Consider the following 19,519-nt stretch of genomic DNA (forward strand, 5'->3'; position numbering starts at 1 on the left):
GCTAGCAAGGGACAGGCTGCGCGCCAAGGGGAGAGAGACAATGGCTAGCTGGTGGGACCGTCACGCCGTACCGCGCCTGATCCGCTGCGCCTGTTCGCAGGGTCAGATCATGAAGGCGCGCAGCAAGGTGGTTCCGAACGCGGCGGGCGACGTGCTGGAGCTGGGCTGTGGCGGCGGGATCAACATGGAATTCTATGACTGGAGCCGGGTCTCCAGCTTCACGGGCCTCGACCCGTCGCCCGAACTTCTCGCGATGAGCCGCGCCGCGGCGCAGGAGCGCGGGATCGAGGCGACGATCGCGGGCGGAGTCGGCGAGGCGATGCCCTTCGACAGTGGACGCTTCGACACCGTCGTCACCACCTTCACCCTGTGCTCGGTCGCCGACCAGGCGGCAGTGCTGGCGGAGATTCGCCGGGTTCTGAAACCGGGCGGCACCGCGCTATTCCTCGAACATGGTGGCGCACCCGATGCCGGCGTCGCCAAATGGCAGCGGCGGATCGAGCCGGTGTGGAAGCGCATCGGCGGCAATTGCCACCTGACGCGGCAGATTTCCGACGCCTATGCCAGGGCGGGCTTTGCGGTCGATCGGCAGGCCGCGCACTATATGCCCAAGACCCCGCGCCCGTTCGGCTGGATCGAATATGGCGCGGCGCGTGCGGTCGGCTGAGTCGAGGATCGGCGCGCCTTGTTCGTCATGCGGAAGTTATTCGGTAATCGTCCCTTTTCGGCAGGTAGCTGTTCCCCGGCGAAAGCCGGGGTCCATATGGCGTAGTGCCGCCCCTGTCTGGACCCCGGCTTTCGCCGGGGAACAAGCCTCGATTGACGCGGCGTTTACCGTGAGACCGGGCCATGAATGCTGAAACAAGTTCAGCATGACGCAGGTGGGATTCAGCGAAGTTCGTGGCCTTCCTTCTCCCCCATCTCGACCAGACCATGGCCGATGCTCACGCGTTCGTCGAAGACGAAGCAGCCGCCCTGCCAGCGGCTCTCCGCCTCGGGCACCTGTTCGAGATAGGCGAGGATGCCGCCCTTCAGATGGACGACGTCGGCGACGCCCTCACGCTTCAGGAAGGCGGTCGATTTCTCGCAGCGGATGCCGCCGGTGCAGAACATCGCGACGCGCTTTCCCGCGAAGCGATCGGCATTGGCGCGCCACCAGTCGGGAAAATCGCCGAAACTGCGGGTGCGCGGGTTGATCGCGCCGTCGAAACTGCCGTAGCCGACCTCGAAATCATTGCGCGTGTCGATCAGCACCGTGTCGGGATCGTCGACCAGCGCGTTCCAGTCGGCGGGGTCGACATAGGCGCCGACCTCGCGCGCCGGGTCGATTCCCGGCACCTTCATCGTCACGATTTCCTTTTTCAGCCGGACCTTGAGGCGCCCGAAGGGCATCGCCGCCGCGATCGAATATTTGACGTCGAGGTCAGCGCAGCCGGGAAGCGCGCGGATATGCGCGACGACCGCGGCGATACCGGTTTCGCTGCCCGCGATCGTCCCGTTGATGCCCTCGCGCGCCAGCAGCAGCGTGCCCATGACCCCATTGGCGGCGCAAAACTCCAGCAAGGGCTGGCGCAATGCGGCGGGATCGTCGAACGGCGCGAAGCGATAGAGGGCGGCGACGGTGAAGCTCATGGCCGACGCCCATAGCCGCGCGGCCAGGCGATTTGAAGATCAGGCGGCCGCGACGACACCATGCCGCAGAAAAGGCCGGACAGCCGCCATCGCGCGCTCGACATAAAGCGCCTTCTCGCCGACCGGCGCGACATAGTGGAGCGCCTCTTCCGCCGCGGCTTCGTCCGCGAGGCGCGCGATGACCCACGCAGCGAGATATTGCGAGGCGAGACAGCCGCCCGCGGTCGCGACATTGCCGTGCGCGACGAAGGGCGCGTCGAGTACCTCCACCCCCGCCTCGATCACCCAGGGCTTCGTCGTCAGGTCGGTGCAGGCGGGAAGATCGCCGATCAGTCCCAGCTTCGCGAGCAGCAATGTCCCCGAGCATTGCGCGCCGACAAGCTGGCGTGCCGGATCGAGCCGGATCCGGTCGAGGATCGCCGGATCGGCCGCGATTTCGCGCGTGCGGACGCCGCTGCCGACGATGACGGCATCGGCCTCTTCAGCATATTCCAGCGGCTTCTGCCGGTCGATCGCGACGCCGTTCATCGAGGTCACGCGCGCCGTCGGTGCCGTAATATGCGCCGCCCATCCCTGTCCGCGTAGCCGGTTGAGGATCGCGGCGGCGATGAACGAATCCAGTTCGTTGAAGCCGTCGAACGTCAGCACCGCGATCTGCATGGGAAACTCCATCGAATGAATGAGACGAAAGCCCTACAGGACTCACCCCCACATTCAAATCTTCGTCACCCTGAAGGTCAACGCTGCGCTACGCTGCCTTCTTCGCCTGCCGGAAGCTGTGCAGCAGCGGCTCGGTATAGCCCGACGGCTGGACCGTGCCCTCGAAGATCAGCGCCCGCGCCGCGCGCCAGGCGATGCCGTCGAGCGTCAGCGTTTCGTAGAGCGGGTCGCCGGCATTCTGCGCGTCGACCTTCTTTGCCATGCGCGCGAGCGCGGCATCGACCTGATCGGCGGTGCAGACGCCGTGGAGCAGCCAGTTGGCGATCGCCTGGCTGCTGATCCGCAGCGTCGCGCGATCCTCCATCAGGCCGACGTCGTCGATGTCGGGCACCTTCGAGCAGCCGACGCCCTGGTCGATCCAGCGCACGACATAGCCGAGGATGCCCTGGCAATTATTGTCGAGCTCGCGCGTCACCTCCGCCTCGCTCCAGTTGCGGCCGGTGGCGACGGGAATGGCGAGCAGGCGGTCGAGCGGCGGCACCGCCTCGCCCGCGATCTCCTTCTGCCGCGCGAACACGTCAACGGCGTGATAATGGAGCGCGTGGAGCGTCGCGGCGGTCGGCGAAGGCACCCAGGCGGTGTTCGCGCCCGACTTCGGATGGCCGATCTTCGCCTCCAGCATCGCCTTCATCATGTCGGGCATCGCCCACATGCCCTTGCCGATCTGCGCCTTGCCCGACAGGCCGCAGGCCAGGCCGATGCGGACGTTGCGATCCTCGTAGGCGGCGATCCAGTCGCTGGCCTTCATCTCCCCCTTCGGGATCATCGGGCCGGCGTGCATCGAGGTGTGGATCTCGTCCCCGGTGCGATCGAGGAAGCCGGTGTTGATGAAGACGATGCGATCCTTCACCGCTTCGATGCAGGCGGTAAGGTTGGCGCTGGTGCGGCGTTCCTCGTCCATCACCCCGACCTTCACGCTGTGGCGCGCGAAACCGAGCATGTCCTCGACCGCGTCGAACAGGCGGTCGGTGAAGGCGCATTCCTCCGGCCCATGCTGCTTGGGCTTGACGATATAGACGCTGCCCGTGCGGCTGTTGCGCAGCGTGCCGAGCTGCTTGAGGTCGTGGAGCGCGCACAGGCTGGTGATCACCGCGTCGCAAATGCCCTCCGGCGCCTCGCTGCCGCCCGGCAGGCGGATCATCGGGATGGTCATCAGATGACCGACGTTGCGCACGAACAGGACCGCGCGGCCATGCAGCGTGAAGGCGGTGCCGTCGGGCGCGGTCCATTCGCGGTCGGGCGCCATCGCGCGGGTGACGGTCCGGCCGCCCTTGTCGAAGCTTTCGACGAGGTCGCCGCGCATCAGGCCGAGCCAGTTGGCATAGCCGAGCACCTTATCCTCGCCATCGACCGCGGCGACCGAATCCTCGAGGTCGATGATCGTCGTCAGCGCGGCCTCGATCACCACGTCGGCGATTCCCGCCGGGTCGGTGCGACCGATCGGGCTGGCGGGGTCGATCACCAGTTCGATGTGCAGACCGTTGTGCCGCAGCAGGATGCCGCCGTCGCGCGTGCCGACAAGCTGCGCGGGGTCGGCGAGTTGCGGTTCCCCGCCCTGCCAGTCGGCCCACGAACCGGCGGCGAGCGGCACGGCTTCGTCAAGGAAGGCCTTGGCGCGCGCGATCACCGCCGCGCCGCGCTCAGGGTCGTAGCCGCCGGGCTTCGCCGCCGGCGCGTCGAGCGCGTCGGTGCCGTAGAAGGCGTCGTAGAGGCTGCCCCAGCGCGCATTGGCGGCGTTCAGCGCGAAACGCGCGTTGAGCGCGGGAACGACGAGTTGCGGGCCGGCCATGGTCGCGATCTCGGGATCGACATTCGCGGTGCCGACCTGAAATGGCGCTGGCTCCGGAACGAGATAGCCGATCTCGCGCAGGAATGCCTGATAGGCGGCGGGATCGTGCGCTTCGCCCTTGCGGGCGTCGTGCCAGGCGTCGATCTTCGCCTGCAGATCCTCGCGCTTGGCGAGCAGCGCGGCATTCTCGGGCGCGAACCGGCCGAGCAGCGCCGCGAAATCGGCCCAGAAGCGATCGGGATCGAGCCCCGTTCCCGGCAGCGCCCGGGTTTCGAGAAAATCGACCAGACGCGAATCGACGGAAAGGCCGTGGCGATCGAGAAAATCAGTCATGCAAGCACCCTTTGGTCAGCGCGAACGCGCCAGTGGACCCGGGGAGGAAAGGGCCGCCGCCCTATGGCGCGAATGGTGGGGCTTGGCAATGGGGCGGTGGGTCGAAAGAGGGGACGGGAGGGTTGTGGCGCCGGTCAGGCGGCGCCGCGCACCGGCGTCGGCGGCAGATCGCCCAGCGCAACGCAGACCCGGTTCCGACCGCCCGACTTTGCCCGGTAAAGCGCCGTGTCGGCGCGATGGAGCAGGTCGGGCAACGTCTCCGGCGGCATCCATTGGGCAACGCCGAAGGACGCGCTGAAACGGCGGTCGACGCCGAGCACGGGCAGTTCCGCCGACGCAAAGGCGGCGCGCACCGCCTCGGCATAGAGGCGTCCGTCGGACAGCAGCGCGGCGGGCAGCAGCACGGCGAACTCCTCGCCCCCGACGCGGCCGACGATCGCTTCGGATGGAGCGGCTTCGGCCAGCATCGCGGCGAAATGCGCGATCACGCCATCGCCCGCAGCGTGGCCGAAACTGTCGTTGATCTGCTTGAAATGGTCGAGGTCGGCTGCAATCAGCGCCGCTTTGCCCTCCCGCGCAAGCGCCGCTTCGGCGTGACGTTCGAAACCGCGGCGGTTGAAGACGCCCGATAGCGGATCGGTTTCCGAGCGGGCGATCATCTCGGCCGTCGTGTCGCGCATGGTCACCAGCAGCATGACGAGCCCGGTCGCGATCAGCACCACGACGCTGCCGCTTTGCGAGATCGCCGCATAAGTCGTCGCCATATAATCCTGCGGCGTGCGGGCCGTCCCCACCAATATCGCGAACAGTGGCTTGAGCAGGTAAAGCGTCGCCCCGACCGCCTGCAGCGCGACCAGCAGCAGATCGAGCGGTTGCCGGCGCCCCGAGCGCCAGATCATCATGCCGAAGAGCGCCTGCATGGCGAAATAGGGAAGCTGGTAGAGCACCAGCCGCGACAGCGAGCCATAGGTCATGCTGAAAACGACCGGTACCAACAGGACCGTGACAATCCAGATCGTGGCCATCGCGGTCCACGGTGGCTCGACGCGGTAATGGCGCGCGACCCCGATCAGCGCGAAGCTGAGCGCGGAAAGGAAAACGAGGAAGATGGCGATGCTGACCGGCACCGGATCGGCCTGTTGCCGGAGCAGGAATTCCAGACCGGCGTTGACGATTCCCACCCCGCAACCGAGCGCCAGCCACCATGCGCCACGCGCGCTCCGGTTCGTCGCCGCGACCACGGTGAAGGCGACGGCAAAGATGCCCGCAACGGCCATATTTATGCCAAGCACGAAAGCAGCAGTCATCGACCCACTCACCATTGGTCCGCCCCGCGTAGCGAAGCGGCCACCAAATTTTGGTTAATGGCGCGATCCGGCAGTCGGCTTCCCTGGAGGCTCTACTGGCAGGATTATTGGGCATCAGTGACTTACGGTATCGTGCCGACAAAATGCCAGGCCGGGGGTGCAAAAGCCCCTCGCCGCTCGCTATAGGCACGCAATGACCGCCCTTACTGCGAGTGAAATGGCGACGCTCGAACGCGCCGCCGATACCCCGATGCTGGCCGCGGTCGAGGCGTGGGCGGCGGTGAACAGCGGTACCGGCAATCTTGCGGGGCTGAAGACGATCGCGGGGATGCTCGCCGACGCCTTTGCCGTCCTGCCGGGCACGGTGCGGCTGGTCGAGCCCGATCCGGTCGAAAGCGTCGACGCGGCGGGGCAGGTCCAGACGATCGTGCGCGGCGATCATCTCCATGTCCGCGTGCGCCCCGACGCGCCGGTGCAACTGCTGCTGACCGGCCATATGGACACGGTGTTTCCGGCCGATCACCCGTTCCAGTTTCTGACATGGCGCGAACCCGGCGTGTTGAACGGTCCCGGCACCGCCGACATGAAGGGCGGAATCGCGGTGATCCTCGCGGCGCTGACCGCGCTCGAAGCGTCGCCGCTCGCCCCGCGCATCGGCTATGACGTGATGATCAACAGCGACGAGGAAACGGGAAGCCACGCCTCGGCCGCGCTGATCGCCGAACTGGCGAAGGGCAAGGCGGCGGCGCTCACCTATGAGCCCGCGCTTCCCGACGGAACGCTCGCCGGCGCGCGGCCGGGCAGCGGCAATTTCTCGGTGTCGATCCACGGCCGTTCGGCGCACGCCGGGCGCAACCCCGAGGAGGGACGCAACGCGCTGATCGCCGCGGCAGACCTCGCACTCCGGCTGAACGCGCTGAAATCGCCCGATCTCAAGGTCAACCCCGCGAAGATCGACGGCGGCGGACCGAATAACGTCGTTCCTGATCAGGCGATCCTGCGCGTCAACATGCGCCCTGCGACCCCCGCTGCGATGGCGGCGGCCGAAGCGGCGCTGCGCGATGCCATGGCAGCGGTGGCGCGGGAGCATGACGTGCATTGCCACCTTCATGGCGGTTTCAACCGGCCGCCCAAGCCGCTCGACGAGCCGGCAACGCGGCTGTTCGAACTGGTGCGCGATTGCGGCGCGCTGCTGGGGATCGCCATCGACTGGAAGGCGACGGGCGGCGTGTGCGACGGCAACAATATCGCCGCCTGCGGCGTGCCGGTGGTCGACACGATGGGGCCGCGCGGGGGCGCCATCCATTCGGCCGACGAATTTCTGATCGTCGACAGTTTGCCCGAACGCGCGCGGCTGTCGGCGCTGACCATGCTCAGACTGGCGGAACGGGGGACAGCGTGAATTATCTGATCCGGGCGGCAAAGCCGGGCGACCTGCAGAGCATTTATGAAATGGCGAAGCTGACGGGCGGCGGCTTCACCAACCTGCCCCCCGACCGGCAGGCGCTGCGGTCCAAGCTAGAGCGTGCCGAGGCGAGTTTCGCGCGCGAGGAGGATGCGCCGGGCGACGAACTCTATCTGATGGTGCTCGAAGAGGTCGAAACTGGCGAGGTACGCGGCACCTGCCAGATCTTCGCGCAGGTCGGGCAGCACTGGCCCTTCTATTCCTATCGCATCGGCACCGACAGCAAGCATAGCGAGCAATTGGGCCGCACCTTTCACGCGCAGGTGCTGATGCTGAGCAACGACCTGCACGGCGCGAGCGAGGTCGGCGGACTGTTCCTGCACCCCGCGGCGCGCGCGGGCGGGCTCGGCCTGCTGCTCGCGCGATCGCGCTATCTGTTCATCGCGCGGCATCGCGCACGTTTCGCCGATCGCATCCTCGCCGAATTGCGCGGGGTAATCGACGAAGCGGGCGGCTCGCCCTTCTGGGACGGAGTCGCGGGCAAATTCTTCGGGATGAGCTTTCAGGAGGCGGACCAGTTCAACGCCGTTCACGGCAACCAGTTCATTGCCGACCTGATGCCCAAGCATCCGGTCTATATCGCGATGCTGCCCGACAGCGCGCGATCGGTGATCGGCGTCCCGCATCCCAGCGGGCGTGCCGCGATGCGGATGCTGGAGAATGAAGGATTCGCCTTCGAGAACTATATCGACATCTTCGACGGCGGCCCGACGATGACCGCGCGCACCGATCAGGTGGCGAGCGTCCGGAACGCGCGGCATGTCGAAGTGGCGGGAATTGCAGAGAGCGGCGAGGACGCGCTGATCGCGACCGGCCGCCTCGCCGATTTCCGCTGCTGCTTCGGACAGGTCGGTGCGGATGGGACGATCGATGCGAAATGCGCGGGGCTGCTCGACATCGGCAAGGGTGCCGAGATCAGCTGGATCGGGCGGTAGTAGGAAACTGCATCCCTCCCCTGAAGGGGAGGGGCTCAGGAAAGAAAACCATGCTCACCGAAATCAACTTCGACGGCATCATCGGGCCCACGCATAATTACGCCGGGCTCAGCCGCGGCAACATCGCTTCGGCCAGCAATGCCGGCGACGTGTCGCAGCCACGCGCCGCGGCGTTGCAGGGGGTCGAGAAGATGCGGCACAATCTGGCGCTCGGCCTGCCGCAGGGATATTTCATGCCGCTCGACCGGCCCGACGCGGCGTGGCTCGAAACGCTCGCCACCACGCTCGACGAGGTCGAGCCGCACCTGCGCGCACAGGCGTGGTCGGCATCGTCGATGTGGGCCGCCAACGCCGCAACCGTGTCGCCGGCGCCCGATAGCGACGACGGGCGATGCCATCTGACCGTCGCCAACCTCGTCACCATGCCGCACCGCAGTCACGAATGGCCGGGCACGCTCGCGCAGCTTCGCCTTGCCTTCGCCGATCCGGCCTTCGCGGTCCACGGTCCCGTGCCGGCTCCGTTGGGCGACGAGGGTGCGGCGAACCATATGCGGCTGTGCGCGGGGCATGGGGCGCCGGGGGTGGAGATCTTCGTCTATGGCATCGGCGGCGGCCGCTTTCCCGCGCGCCAGCACCTCGACGCATCAAGGGCGATCGCGCGGCGGCACCGACTCGATCCCGCGCGCACGCTGTTTCTTCGCCAGTCGGACATGGCGATCCAGGGCGGCGCCTTTCACAACGACGTCGTCGCGGTCGCCAACGAGCGCGTCCTCTTCACGCACGAAACGGCGTTCGAGAACCGCGAGGAAGCGCATGCCGCGATCCGCGCCATCTTTCCCGAGGTCGAAATCGTCGAGGTTCCGGCCAGCGCGGTGAGCCTGCCCGACGCGATCAGATCCTATCTGTTCAACGCCCAGCTCGTCAGCCTACCCGAAGGCGACGGCATGGGACTCGTCCTGCCGACCGAGGCGCGCGAGACGCCGAGCGTCTGGACCTGGCTGGAGGCGCATGTCGCCGGCAACGGTCCGATCCGCAGGCTGCTGCCCGTCGATGTGCGCCAGTCGATGGCGAACGGCGGCGGCCCCGCCTGCCTACGGTTGCGCGTCGTCGCCGATCCGGCGACCGTCGATCCGCGCTTTCTGGCCGACGAGGCGAAGCTCGACCGGATCGCCGCGGTGGTCGCGGCGCATTGGCCCGAGGCGATCGCGCCGGGAGACCTTGCTTCGGCGGCGCTGGTCCGCGACGTCCGACGTGCCCGCGCGGCGTTGCTGGACGCGATGGACCTCGGCGAACTGGTGTAAAGGGGCGCCCTTCCCCTTCCCTTGTCCGTCGGGTTAATTTACAGTTTACCATCGGCCTGCGGCATCGAATCCCCGATTTGCGCCGCTGGCACGCCCCTTGCTTCGGATGGCGACGATGCTGATGGTGATGTTGAAGAAAATCGGACGGCTGTTCGTCATCAAGACGCGCTTCGAGGCGTGCCTGATCATCTACGCGCTCGGCGTGGGGGCGATGGCGCGCGGGATGATCTATCTGGACCAATATCCCGGTATCGGCGGCAAGCTGCTGCTCGCTGCGTGCAGCGGCTCGGTATTCCTCGCGGGCGCCAAAATCTTCGACTGCCTGCGCTACGAGAAAGCGGCCAGAGCGGCAGCGGACGGCTGAAATACCGCCGCGCGGCAAACCGCGGCGGCGAAGGCGGACCCCTTTCGCCCCGCGTCAAGCTGTGCCAAGGCGTGTGCTATGAGCAGGATCAGCGGGCGGCCGTCCGTCAGCACCGAACATGTCTATGGCCTGACGCTGCGCGTCGCGCGCTGGCGTGCGGGCAAGGGCGGACCACCCCTGCTGTTCCTCAACGGGATCGGCGCCGACATCACCGCGGCCGCGCCGCTGCTTGCCCAGATCGGCGAGCGCGAGGTGTGGACGCTCGACATGCCGGGAGTCGGCGGCTCGCCCGACGCGCTGCTACCCTATGCGGCGCCGACGATGGCGGCAACGGTCATGGAGATCGCCGACCGCTTCGGGCACCGACAGCTCGACCTCGCCGGTTTCAGCTGGGGCGGCGCGCTGGCGCAGCAGGTCGCGGTGCAATTTCCCGGCCGAATCCGCCGCCTCGTGCTGATGGCGACCACCCCCACCGTCGCGGCGCCGGGGATCGGCTGGGCCGCGCTGCTCGACGACGATATGCTCGCGAGCGGCCTGCGGCTGCCGACCGCGACGCCGCTCGGCCTGTCCTATCAGGCGATGGCGATGGCCGGATGGACGAGCGCGCCGATGCTGCCCCGGCTGAGGGCGCTGCCGACGCTGGTGCTGATGGGCGAGCGCGACGGCGTGGTGCCCGCCAGCCACGGCCGGGCGATTGCCGACCTGATCGAAGGCGCCACGCTGGAAATCGTGCCAGGGTCGCACCTTTTTCCCTTCACTCACGCCACGTCTGTCGCGGCGCGGATCAGGGCGTTTCTCGACCAGCCGGCGCGGGCGGAGCAACGAGCCGCCGCTTGAGGAAATCGGCGATCGCGGTGGCGGTCGCGTCGGGCGCCTCCTCCATCGGCAGATGGCCGACGCCGTCGAGCATCACCACATCCGACCCCGCGATGCGTTCATGGAAAGTCCGCGCCGCGCTGGGGTTTATCAACCGGTCCTGCTTGCCGAACAGGATCAGCGTCGGTACCGTGATCGCGCCGATGCGGTCCGCCATCGCGGGTTCGCGATCGAGCGTCGCGCGCAGCGAGGTCGCCTCGCGATTGCCGGGGAAGCGCAGCAGATTCCAATAGCGGTCGATCATTGCGTCGGTGACGATATCCTGCCGCTCCACCGACCCGCGCAGCGACCGTTCGACCAGCGAACGCGGCGTGATCTGTCCCGCCAGCCAGCGCCCGAGCGGATATTGCAGCAGGCGAAAGCCGATGTTCGACGGCGGAGGCTTTTCACCGGCGCGCAGCGGCATCCCCGCGGCGTCGAGCAGCAGCAGCGCGTCGATGCGATCGGGACGAGCGAGCGCATAACGCCATGCCACCCAACCGCCCATCGAATTGCCGCCGAGCACGAAGCGATCGAGATCGAGCCGCGCGGCAACGACATCGACCGCGGCGATCATGCCGTCGGCGCTATAGTCCTTGTCGGGCGTGCCGCCGGTCAGACCGTGCCCCGGCAGGTCGAGCGTGACGATGCGATAGCGATCGCCCAGCCGCCGGACCAGCGGCTCCCACGTCTGAAGGCTGCTGTTCGACCCGTGCAGCAGGACGAGCGCCTCCGCATCGCGCTTTCCCTGATCGCGATAATGGATGCGCTGCCCCGCCGGCCCCACCGCAAACTGTGCGTCCGCGCCGCCATATCGGGCGATCATCGCGTCGCGATCGGTGTCGGGGGTGCGCAGGGCGAGGAACAGCGCGACGAGCGCGAGCAGCAGCCCGAGCGGAATCAGGACGCGCTTGCGGCGTAGCAAGGGCCGCCGCGGCGGCAGCGGTTCGAACTCGTCCTCGTCGATCATTACGCCTCCCCAGACCCCCGCCGACCCTAACGTGCCGGAACGGCACGTCAATCGGCGGCGGTCGGGAAAGGATCGGGAGCGGACGAGGTTGCCGGCGTCAGCCGACGCGCTGGACCGCGCCCTTGTGCGCGCCGACGCCGCCGCGACGCGGCCGGAAACGGCGCTTGCGCTGGGGCTGTGCGCCCTCGCCCGCCGCTTCGCGGCGCGGACCGCGCGACGGGGCGCCGTCCGCCTTCTTGCGCAGCGCATCTTCGCGCTGGCGCTGCGGATCGCGGCCCTTGCCGCCGGTATTGCGCGGCGGCTGGGCGGGCTTGGGCAGGTTGCGGACCATCTCCGTAAAACCGTCGGGCAGCGCAACCGGCTCGGCGCGGGTTCGCGTCACGCGTTCGATGTCACGCAGATAGGTGCGCTCGTCGGGCGCGACGAAGCTGATCGCGATGCCCTCCGCCCCGGCGCGCGCGGTGCGGCCGATCCGGTGGACATATTGTTCGGGGACGTTCGGAATCTCGAAGTTGATGACGTGGCTGACTCCGGACACGTCGATGCCGCGCGCCGCGATGTCGGTCGCGACGAGCAGCCGCACCTGCCCCGAACGGAAGGCCTGAAGCGCCGTGGTGCGCTGTCCCTGGCTCTTGTTGCCGTGGATCGCAAAGGCATCGATCCCCGCGCCTTTCAGATGGCGAACGACACGGTCGGCGCCATGCTTGGTGCGCGTGAAGATCAGCGCGCGGTCGATCTCCTCGCTGCGCAGGACATGATGAAGCAGCGCCTGCTTCTCCTTCTGCTCGACGAAGGTGACGCGCTGGCGGATCTTTTCCGCGGTCGTCGCCTGCGGCGCCACCGAGACGGTGACGGGGTCGTGCAGGAACTGCTGCGCGAGCGCCGCGATCTCCTTCGGCATCGTTGCCGAGAAGAAGAGATTCTGGCGCTGCTTCGGCAGGATCTTGGCGACGCGACGCAGCGAATGGATGAAGCCCATGTCCATCATCTGATCGGCCTCGTCGAGGACGAAGATTTCAACGTCGTCGAGGCGCAGCGCGCGCTGGTCGACCAGGTCGAGCAGCCGGCCCGGCGTCGCGACGAGGATGTCGACGCCCTGCGACAGGTCGCGAATCTGGCGATTGATCGGCACGCCGCCGAACACCGTCGCAACACTGAGCTTGGTGAAACGGCCGTAGTCGCGGCAGCTCTGCGCGATCTGCGCCGCCAGTTCGCGGGTCGGCGACAGGACGAGCATGCGGCAACCGCGCGGAGTGCGCGGGCGCGGGTTCGACAGCATATAGTCGAGCGAAGGCAGCGAGAAGGCCGCGGTCTTGCCGGTGCCGGTCTGCGCGATACCGCACAGGTCGCGCCCTTCGAGCAGGACGGGGATCGCCTGGCTCTGAATCGGCGTCGGTTGGGTATAGCGCTTGGCCGTCAGCGCACGCTCGATGTCGGCGTGGAGGCCGAAGTCTTTGAATTCCATTTTGATAATCTACTCACGATAAAGCCGTGGACGCGCCGCAAAACGGCCGCGCACGGCGGGCGGGTTCGAAACGACCCGCGTGAAAGGGTGCCTCAAGGGACTCAGCGCAACCGGCTCGTCCAGCCCTGTCGCGGGCGGGAAAATCACGCTGCCGGTGGAGGGCGGCCTGCTGCCGCCATGCTGCGCTGCACAAGCATATGGCGGATATTGCGCAAAATTGCAAGATGATTGCGTGAGCCTGACGCCTCGCCCAAAAACCCGTTCGCCCTGAGCTTGTCGAAGGGCCGTTCTTTCTTCATTGCTAATCAAAAGAAAAGACCAGGGCTTCGACAAGCCGAGCACGAACCGAGGAGATTCAGGTGCCGGAAAACATCATCGTCATCGACGAAGGCACCACCTCAACGCGCACGATGCTGTTCGCCGCCGACGGCACACCGCTGGGCAGCGCGCAGCGCGAGTTCCGGCAGCATTATCCCGGCCCCGGCCTGGTCGAGCATGATGCCGAGGAAATCTGGCAGGCCACGCTCGCCTGCACGCGGACGATGATCGACAAGGCGGGCGGCGCCGACCGGATCGCCGCGATCGGCATCACCAACCAGCGAGAGACGGCGGTGTTCTGGGACCGGGCGACCGGCGCACCGCTTGCGCGCGCAATCGTCTGGCAGGACCGGCGCACCGCCGCCGCCTGCGCCGCGCTCAAGGACGCGGGACACGAAGCGACGGTGCAGGAACGCAGCGGCCTATTGCTCGATCCCTATTTTTCGGGAAGCAAGATCGGTTGGGCGCTCGAAAACTGGCCGCAGTTACGCGAAGCGGGCGACCGGCTCGCGGTCGGAACGATCGAATCCTATCTCGTTTTCCGCCTGACCGGCGGCGTCCATGTCAGCGATGCGACCAACGCGTCCCGCACGCTGCTGATGAACATCGACGGGGCGGGCGGCTGGGATGCCGGTCTGTGCGACCTGCTGGGCGTGCCGATGGACTTGCTGCCCGAGATCGCGGGCTGCACGACCCGGGTCGGGGCCACCGATCCCGCGCTGTTCGGCGGCGCCATTCCGATCTGCGGCATGGCGGGCGACCAGCAGGCGGCGACGATCGGCCAGGCGTGCCTTGCCCCCGGCCAGACCAAGGCGACCTTCGGCACCGGTGCCTTCATCCTGTCGGCGAGCGGAGAGACGCGCCCGCATTCGGCGAACCGCCTGCTGGCCACGGTGCTGGTGCAGGAAGGCGACCGGCGCAGTTATGCACTCGAAGGGTCGGTGTTCGTCGCCGGCAGCCTGATCCAGTGGCTGCGCGACGGATTGGGACTGCTCGCGAGCGCCGGCGAGAGCGAAGGACTGGCCCGGTCGGTGTCCGACAATGGCGGCATCTATCTGGTCCCTGCCCTGTCCGGACTCGGCGCGCCGCACTGGCGCCCCGATGCGCTTGCCGCGCTGTCCGGGCTCAGCTTCGCGAGCGGCAAGGCGCATGTCGCGCGCGCCGCGCTCGAGGCGCAGGCCTATCAGGCGCACGACCTCAAGACCGCCTTCGCGGCCGACGGCGTCGACTGGGCCGACCTTCGCATCGATGGCGGCATGGCAGCGAACAACTGGATGGCGCAGGATCTGGCCGACATGCTGGGGCTGGTGGTCGAACGTCCGGACTTCGTCGAAAGCACGGCGCTCGGCGCCGCAATGCTGGCCGCGACGGGCGCGGGCCTGTATCCGAACCTTGCCGAGGCGGCACGGACGATGCGCGGCCGCACGACGCGCTTCACCCCGGCGCTCGACGCGCAGAAACGCGAAGCGCGCCTTGCCGGGTGGCAAAGCGCGCTTGCGAAGATTTTGACCTGATCATCGTCGCTCCCGCGAATGCGGGTGCGACACATCTTAGCGCTTGAGGGTGAGGCCGCCGAAGCGCTTGTTGAACTTCGCGACCTGGCCGCCCTGATCGAGCAGGCGCTGGTTGCCGCCGGTCCATGCCGGGTGCGCGGTCGGGTCGATGTCGAGCGTCAGCACATCGCCTTCGCTGCCCCAGGTCGAGCGCGTCTGATATTCGGTGCCATCGGTCATCTTGACCGTGATCATGTGATAATCGGGGTGAAGGTCTTTTTTCATCTCGTCTGCTCCTGTGCCGCTGGTTTCCGACCAGCCGCGTGAGTCTGTGCGCCCGGGGACGCGAAGCCCGCGCCTTTAGGGGGCAATGGGGGGAAATGCAACACCCGACCCCTCTATCTGGCGTCACGCCGGACTTGAACCGGCATCCACACTCGCTGCGCCCGCGATGAAGTGCCGAATGGCCCCTGGATCAAGTCGGCGTTTATACCCTTGAGACAAGGACGCTGGTGATCCCCGGCGAAAGCCGGGGTCCATGCGAGGCAGGCACACGTAGCTGGACCCCGGCTTTCGCCGGGGAACGCTTACCTGTCGGAAGGGGGTAATTGCCGATCAAGTCCGGGGTGACGATGCAGCAGGGTCAGCCTCTTATTCCCCCGGCGGGTCAGCGATCATCGCGGTGAACTGGCACTCGGTCGCCACCTGCCCGTTGAGCATCGCCTTGCCCTCGAACTTGCAGATGGTGCGTTTCGCCTGAAGGATCGTGACGTGCAGGTCGAGCAAGCAGCCCGGCTCGACCGGCTTGCGGAATTTCACCCCGTCGATGCCCATGAAATAGACGAGCTTACCGGTGCCGGCGAGCCCGAGCGACTCGATCGCCAGCACCCCGCCCGCCTGCGCGAGCGCCTCGACGATGAGGACGCCCGGCATGATCGGCCGGCCGGGGAAATGCCCCTGAAAGAAGGGCTCGTTGATCGTCACCGCCTTGACCGCGTGGATCGACCGGTCCCTGACCATCGATTCCACCCGGTCGACGAGCAGCATCGGATAGCGATGCGGCAACAGGCTGAGGATGCGCCGGATGTCGACCGGCCCCAGCGTTTCCGCAGCCTGTTCGCCGTCGCTCATCGGCTTAGCGCGTCGTCGGCTGGCTGCCGTTCGCCGGCGGCGCCGCCGGAGCGGCCGTGCCCTGCTGCGCGCGCGCGGCGTCCATCAGCTGCTGGTTGCGCTGCTGGACCAGCTGGCCCGGCTGGTAGCCGGCCGGCGGCGTGATCGTCACGTTCGGCAGGATGCGGTTGAGCTCGGTCACGACGGCATCGGTGATATCGACATTGGTCTCGCGCGCCAGAACCGCATCCGGATTGAGCAGCAGATCGACCTTCTTAGCAGTCATCGCGGCCTTGATCGCCTCGTTCATGCGGACGCTGATCTGGTCCTCGACATAGGCGATGGCGAGATCGACCGGCGCGCCGATGCGGCCGAGTTCCTCGCTGGCGGACTGGCGCTTGTCCTGCACCGCCTTCGCCGCCGCCTGAAGCGCTGCCTGGTTCTGCGGCGTCTTCTTCGCTTCCTCGTTATACTTGGCTACCAGCACGTTGAGCTCTGCCTGCAGCGTCTGGCCGCGCGATTCCTGCTGGTCGATCTGCGCCTTGTAGGTGGTCTGGATCTGCTGCGACGCGGTGGTGAAGGCGTTCGACTTGGCGGCGGCCACGCGCACGTCGGCGACCGCCGTGGAGCGCGCCTGCGCGGCGGCGGGAGCAGCGAACATCGGCGAGACCGAAAGGCTGGCGATCGCCAGCGCCGAAGCGACAAAAATTTTCTTCATCAGAATTGGGTTCCTACGTTGAATGAGAAGCGTTTGGTATCGTCACCCTCTTCTTTGCGGAGGGCATAGGCGAAGTCGATGCGGAACGGACCGAAGGGAGAATTCCAGTTGACCCCGGCGCCGATCGCGACGCGCGGCATCCAGGTATCGCCATAGAAGCGTTCCTCGAACGGTGCGAGGGCCGAGAAGCCGTTCGCGGTATCGCAGGTCTGATATTGACCGGAAGGGGTTCCGTCGGCGTTGGGCGTTTCGGTCGCGAACACCCGCTGCCCGGTGGCCGCGTTGCGACAGAGATATTTGGTCAGGCCAAAGCCCGGCGCGTTCGGGTCGGTCTCCCGGAAATCGGCGAGCGTTGTCAGAGTCGGGCGCTTAACGCTCCACACCGACCCGACGTCGAGGAACACCGACGGACGCAGCCCCAGTTCCTTCGCGCCGGTGCCGAGCGGAATGTCGACCTCCAGACGGCCCTGATAATAAGCACGGCCGCCCAGCGAGTCGTCGATCCGGCCGTTGCGTTTCGACAGGCTGGTGTCGAGGATCGGGTTCGCCGGGTCGGTCAGGTCGACATTGCCGTAGCGGATGACGCGTGGGCCGACGCCGCGGATGTCGAAGCCGCGCATCTGCGGTTCGCCCAGGAAGAAGCGGTCGGTCAGGCGCACCTTATCGCTCGTCGGCGTCGGGCGCCCGCCGAGCGGATAGATATAGCCGCCCTCTGCCGACACATTGAGGATGAAGCGGCTGCCGAGGTTGAAGTGCTTGCTCGCCGCAGCCCGGGTGCGAACATATTTGACGCTGCCCCCCAGCCCCGCGAAATCCTGGCTGATGCTGAACGACTGGCCGCGCGTCGGGCGCAGGCGATTGTCGCGGTCGTCATAGGCGAGGGTAAAGCCGACGAGCGAGGTCGTGCGTTTGCCGATCGCGTCGCACAGATAGCGACCCGCGACCAATGGATCGCACTCGCCGCCGAAATAATAAAGTCGCTCGTCGAGCGAAACATCGTCGTAATTGAGGCTGTAACGTCCGAAGAAGGACATGAACTCGGTCAGCGGCACCCCGGCGTTGAGCTGGAAGCCCGTCGTCGTCTGCTCGAAGGTCGTCTGGCGATCGTTGCCGATGAAGTTGAACGAATTGAGGTCGCGGCGATAGATGCTGCCGCCGATCGAGATATTGCGGTCGAACAGATAGGGCTCGGTAAAGCCGAGCTCGATCGACTTGGAATAGCTCGAATAATTGACCGACGCCGACAATTGCTGCCCAAGACCGCGGAAGTTGCGCTGGCGGATCGATGCCTGGAGCAGGAAGCTTTCGATCGACGAGAAGCCGGCCGACAGCGACAATTCGCCGGTCGGCTTTTCCTGAACATTGGTTTCGAGGACGATGCGGTCGGGTTCGCTCCCTTCCTTGCGGTCGATCTCCAGATTCTCCTGGAAATAGCCGAGGCTGTTGATGCGGTTCTGGGTGCGCTTGATACCGAAGCTGTTGAAGGCATCGCCCTCGTTCAGGCGGAATTCGCGGCGAACCACCTTGTCGTGGGTCAGCGTGTTGCCGTTGACGTCGATCCGCTCGACATAGGTGCGCGGGCTTTCGGCGACGTCGAAGGTGATCGACATCGTCCGGTTGTCGGGATCGCGGCGGAACTCAGGATTGATGTCGGCAAAGGCATAGCCGAACAGGCCCGCGGTCTCGCTGAGGCTTTCGACCGTGTCCTCGACCTGCTTTGCGTCATACCAGTCGCCGGTAGTCATCGGCAGCAGACGCTTCAGCGTCTCCGGCTGGAAGTCGCGGATCTGGCTCTTCACGTCGATGTCGCCGAACTTGTAGCGTTCGCCTTCCTCGACGACATAGGTGATGATGAAATCCTGCTTGTTGCTCGTCAGTTCGGCGACCGCCGAGATGACGCGGAAGTCGGCATAGCCGTTCTGCAGGTAGAACAGTCGCAGCTTCTGCTGGTCATAGGCGAGGCGGTCGGGATCGTAGGTCGTGTTCGACGACAGAATGGTGAGCAGCCCCGATTCCTTGGTCGCCATCTCTCCCTTGAGTTCACCGTCGCTGAATTTCTCGTTGCCGATGATGTTGATCTGGCGGACCTTCGATTTCGGTCCCTCGTTGATCTCGAACACCACGTCGACGCGGTTCTGGTCGAGCGTGACCATCTTGGGATCGACGGTCGCGGCGAAACGACCCTGGCGCTTGTAGAGTTCGATGATGCGCGCAACGTCGGCGCGGACCTTCGACCGGGTGAAGATCTGGCGCGGCGCGAGCTTGATCTCGGGCCGGATCTTGTCTTCCTTCAGGCGCTTGTTGCCTTCCAGGATGACGCGGTTGATCACCGGGTTTTCGGTGACCTGAATGGTCAGCGCCCCATTGTTGTCGGTGATCTGGAAATCCTTGAACAGCTCCGTCGCCGCAAGATCCTTCAGCGCCTGGTCGAGCGTCGCGCGGTCATAGGGCTGGCCGACGCGCAGGCGGAGATAGGAGAGGATCGTCTGCGCCTCGAGCCGCTGGTTGCCCGTCACCGTGATCGACTGCACGGTCGAGGCCGCGGGCACCGCTTCCGGCGAGGGGATCGGAACCGTCGGGGCCGGAACAACCGGCGGCGCGACTTCCTGCGCCAGCAGCGCGGCGGGCCATGCCAGCATCGTCCCCGCCATAAGGAGAGCCGACACCTGCGCCCGCGCCATAGATTTGTGTGAAGCCACGCTGTTCATCCCGCAAAAATAACTCGAAGCGATCAACCCGCCGAA

Annotated in this window: 17 protein-coding genes; 7 read left to right on the top strand and 10 right to left on the bottom strand. The window is 66.6% G+C overall.

Translation table 11 applies throughout. The annotated features are described in order from the left end of the window. Positions 1-40: 40 nt before the first annotated feature. Complete coding sequence (locus tag SGRAN_RS13775; protein ID WP_067184540.1) at positions 41-667, top strand: class I SAM-dependent methyltransferase; 627 nt, start codon at positions 41-43, stop codon at positions 665-667. A 221-nt stretch (positions 668-888) separates the two neighbouring features. Here SGRAN_RS13775 and trhO read toward each other — a convergent pair whose 3' ends face one another. From trhO to SGRAN_RS13795, 4 genes are all read right to left on the bottom strand, one after another. Continuing rightward, positions 889-1,632, bottom strand: coding sequence for an oxygen-dependent tRNA uridine(34) hydroxylase TrhO (trhO, locus tag SGRAN_RS13780; protein ID WP_082737265.1), 744 nt, complete (start codon positions 1,630-1,632; stop codon positions 889-891). Positions 1,633-1,671: 39 nt separating this feature from the next. Next, complete coding sequence (locus SGRAN_RS13785; protein WP_067112040.1) at positions 1,672-2,292, bottom strand: DJ-1/PfpI family protein; 621 nt, start codon at positions 2,290-2,292, stop codon at positions 1,672-1,674. Between the two features lie 88 nt (positions 2,293-2,380). After that, positions 2,381-4,474 carry a malate synthase G gene (locus SGRAN_RS13790; RefSeq protein ID WP_067184544.1) on the bottom strand — a complete coding sequence of 698 codons (2,094 nt, stop codon included), beginning with the start codon at positions 4,472-4,474 and terminating at the stop codon, positions 2,381-2,383. 134 nt (positions 4,475-4,608) lie between these two features. Then, entirely contained in the window at positions 4,609-5,781 is a 1,173-nt protein-coding gene (locus tag SGRAN_RS13795) for a GGDEF domain-containing protein (RefSeq protein ID WP_067184547.1), read from the bottom strand. 193 nt (positions 5,782-5,974) lie between these two features. On the opposite strand from SGRAN_RS13795, the gene SGRAN_RS13800 reads away from it, so the two are divergent. From SGRAN_RS13800 to SGRAN_RS13820, 5 genes are all read left to right on the top strand, one after another. Further along, positions 5,975-7,183, top strand: coding sequence for a hydrolase (locus SGRAN_RS13800; protein ID WP_067184550.1), 1,209 nt, complete (start codon positions 5,975-5,977; stop codon positions 7,181-7,183). Continuing rightward, positions 7,180-8,181 carry an arginine N-succinyltransferase gene (locus tag SGRAN_RS13805; RefSeq protein WP_067184552.1) on the top strand — a complete coding sequence of 334 codons (1,002 nt, stop codon included), beginning with the start codon at positions 7,180-7,182 and terminating at the stop codon, positions 8,179-8,181. Before SGRAN_RS13800 ends, SGRAN_RS13805 begins: the two co-directional genes overlap by 4 nt. A gap of 50 nt (positions 8,182-8,231) precedes the next feature. Continuing rightward, positions 8,232-9,482, top strand: a complete 1,251-nt coding sequence (locus SGRAN_RS13810) for an N-succinylarginine dihydrolase (protein ID WP_067184553.1) — start codon at positions 8,232-8,234, stop codon at positions 9,480-9,482. Positions 9,483-9,609: 127 nt separating this feature from the next. Then, positions 9,610-9,846 (top strand): hypothetical protein, encoded by a 237-nt coding sequence (locus SGRAN_RS13815; protein WP_067112049.1) that lies wholly within the window; start codon positions 9,610-9,612, stop codon positions 9,844-9,846. A gap of 78 nt (positions 9,847-9,924) precedes the next feature. Further along, on the top strand, positions 9,925-10,683 hold the full coding sequence (locus SGRAN_RS13820; RefSeq protein WP_067112022.1) for an alpha/beta fold hydrolase: 759 nt from the start codon (positions 9,925-9,927) through the stop codon (positions 10,681-10,683). On the opposite strand, the gene SGRAN_RS13825 is transcribed toward SGRAN_RS13820, so the two are convergent. After that, positions 10,631-11,671, bottom strand: coding sequence for an alpha/beta fold hydrolase (locus SGRAN_RS13825; RefSeq protein WP_067184556.1), 1,041 nt, complete (start codon positions 11,669-11,671; stop codon positions 10,631-10,633). The genes SGRAN_RS13820 and SGRAN_RS13825 overlap by 53 nt on opposite strands. Positions 11,672-11,768: 97 nt before the next feature. Continuing rightward, positions 11,769-13,136 (bottom strand): DEAD/DEAH box helicase, encoded by a 1,368-nt coding sequence (locus SGRAN_RS13830; RefSeq protein WP_067184559.1) that lies wholly within the window; start codon positions 13,134-13,136, stop codon positions 11,769-11,771. Positions 13,137-13,495: 359 nt separating this feature from the next. On the opposite strand from SGRAN_RS13830, the gene SGRAN_RS13835 reads away from it, so the two are divergent. Continuing rightward, the gene (locus SGRAN_RS13835) at positions 13,496-14,968 is read left to right on the top strand and encodes a glycerol kinase (RefSeq protein ID WP_067184560.1); all 1,473 of its coding nucleotides are present in this window, start codon (positions 13,496-13,498) and stop codon (positions 14,966-14,968) included. 36 nt (positions 14,969-15,004) lie between these two features. Here the strand turns inward: SGRAN_RS13835 and rpmE are convergent, their stop codons facing one another. The 4 genes from rpmE to bamA all read right to left on the bottom strand — a co-directional run bounded on the left by rpmE (position 15,005) and on the right by bamA (position 19,483). After that, complete coding sequence (rpmE, locus tag SGRAN_RS13840) at positions 15,005-15,232, bottom strand: 50S ribosomal protein L31 (protein ID WP_067112011.1); 228 nt, start codon at positions 15,230-15,232, stop codon at positions 15,005-15,007. Between the two features lie 366 nt (positions 15,233-15,598). Further along, positions 15,599-16,078 carry a 3-hydroxyacyl-ACP dehydratase FabZ gene (fabZ, locus tag SGRAN_RS13845; RefSeq protein ID WP_067184562.1) on the bottom strand — a complete coding sequence of 160 codons (480 nt, stop codon included), beginning with the start codon at positions 16,076-16,078 and terminating at the stop codon, positions 15,599-15,601. Positions 16,079-16,082: 4 nt separating this feature from the next. Beyond that, the gene (locus tag SGRAN_RS13850) at positions 16,083-16,775 is read right to left on the bottom strand and encodes an OmpH family outer membrane protein (RefSeq protein WP_067184564.1); all 693 of its coding nucleotides are present in this window, start codon (positions 16,773-16,775) and stop codon (positions 16,083-16,085) included. Continuing rightward, a complete protein-coding gene (gene bamA, locus SGRAN_RS13855; RefSeq protein WP_067184565.1) occupies positions 16,775-19,483 on the bottom strand; it encodes an outer membrane protein assembly factor BamA in 2,709 nt (902 codons plus the stop codon). The genes SGRAN_RS13850 and bamA overlap by 1 nt, the downstream gene beginning before the upstream one ends. Positions 19,484-19,519: the final 36 nt, after the last annotated feature.

Origin of the sequence: Sphingopyxis granuli (genome assembly GCF_001559015.1) — a bacterium.
Taxonomy (GTDB): Bacteria; Pseudomonadota; Alphaproteobacteria; order Sphingomonadales; family Sphingomonadaceae; genus Sphingopyxis; species Sphingopyxis granuli.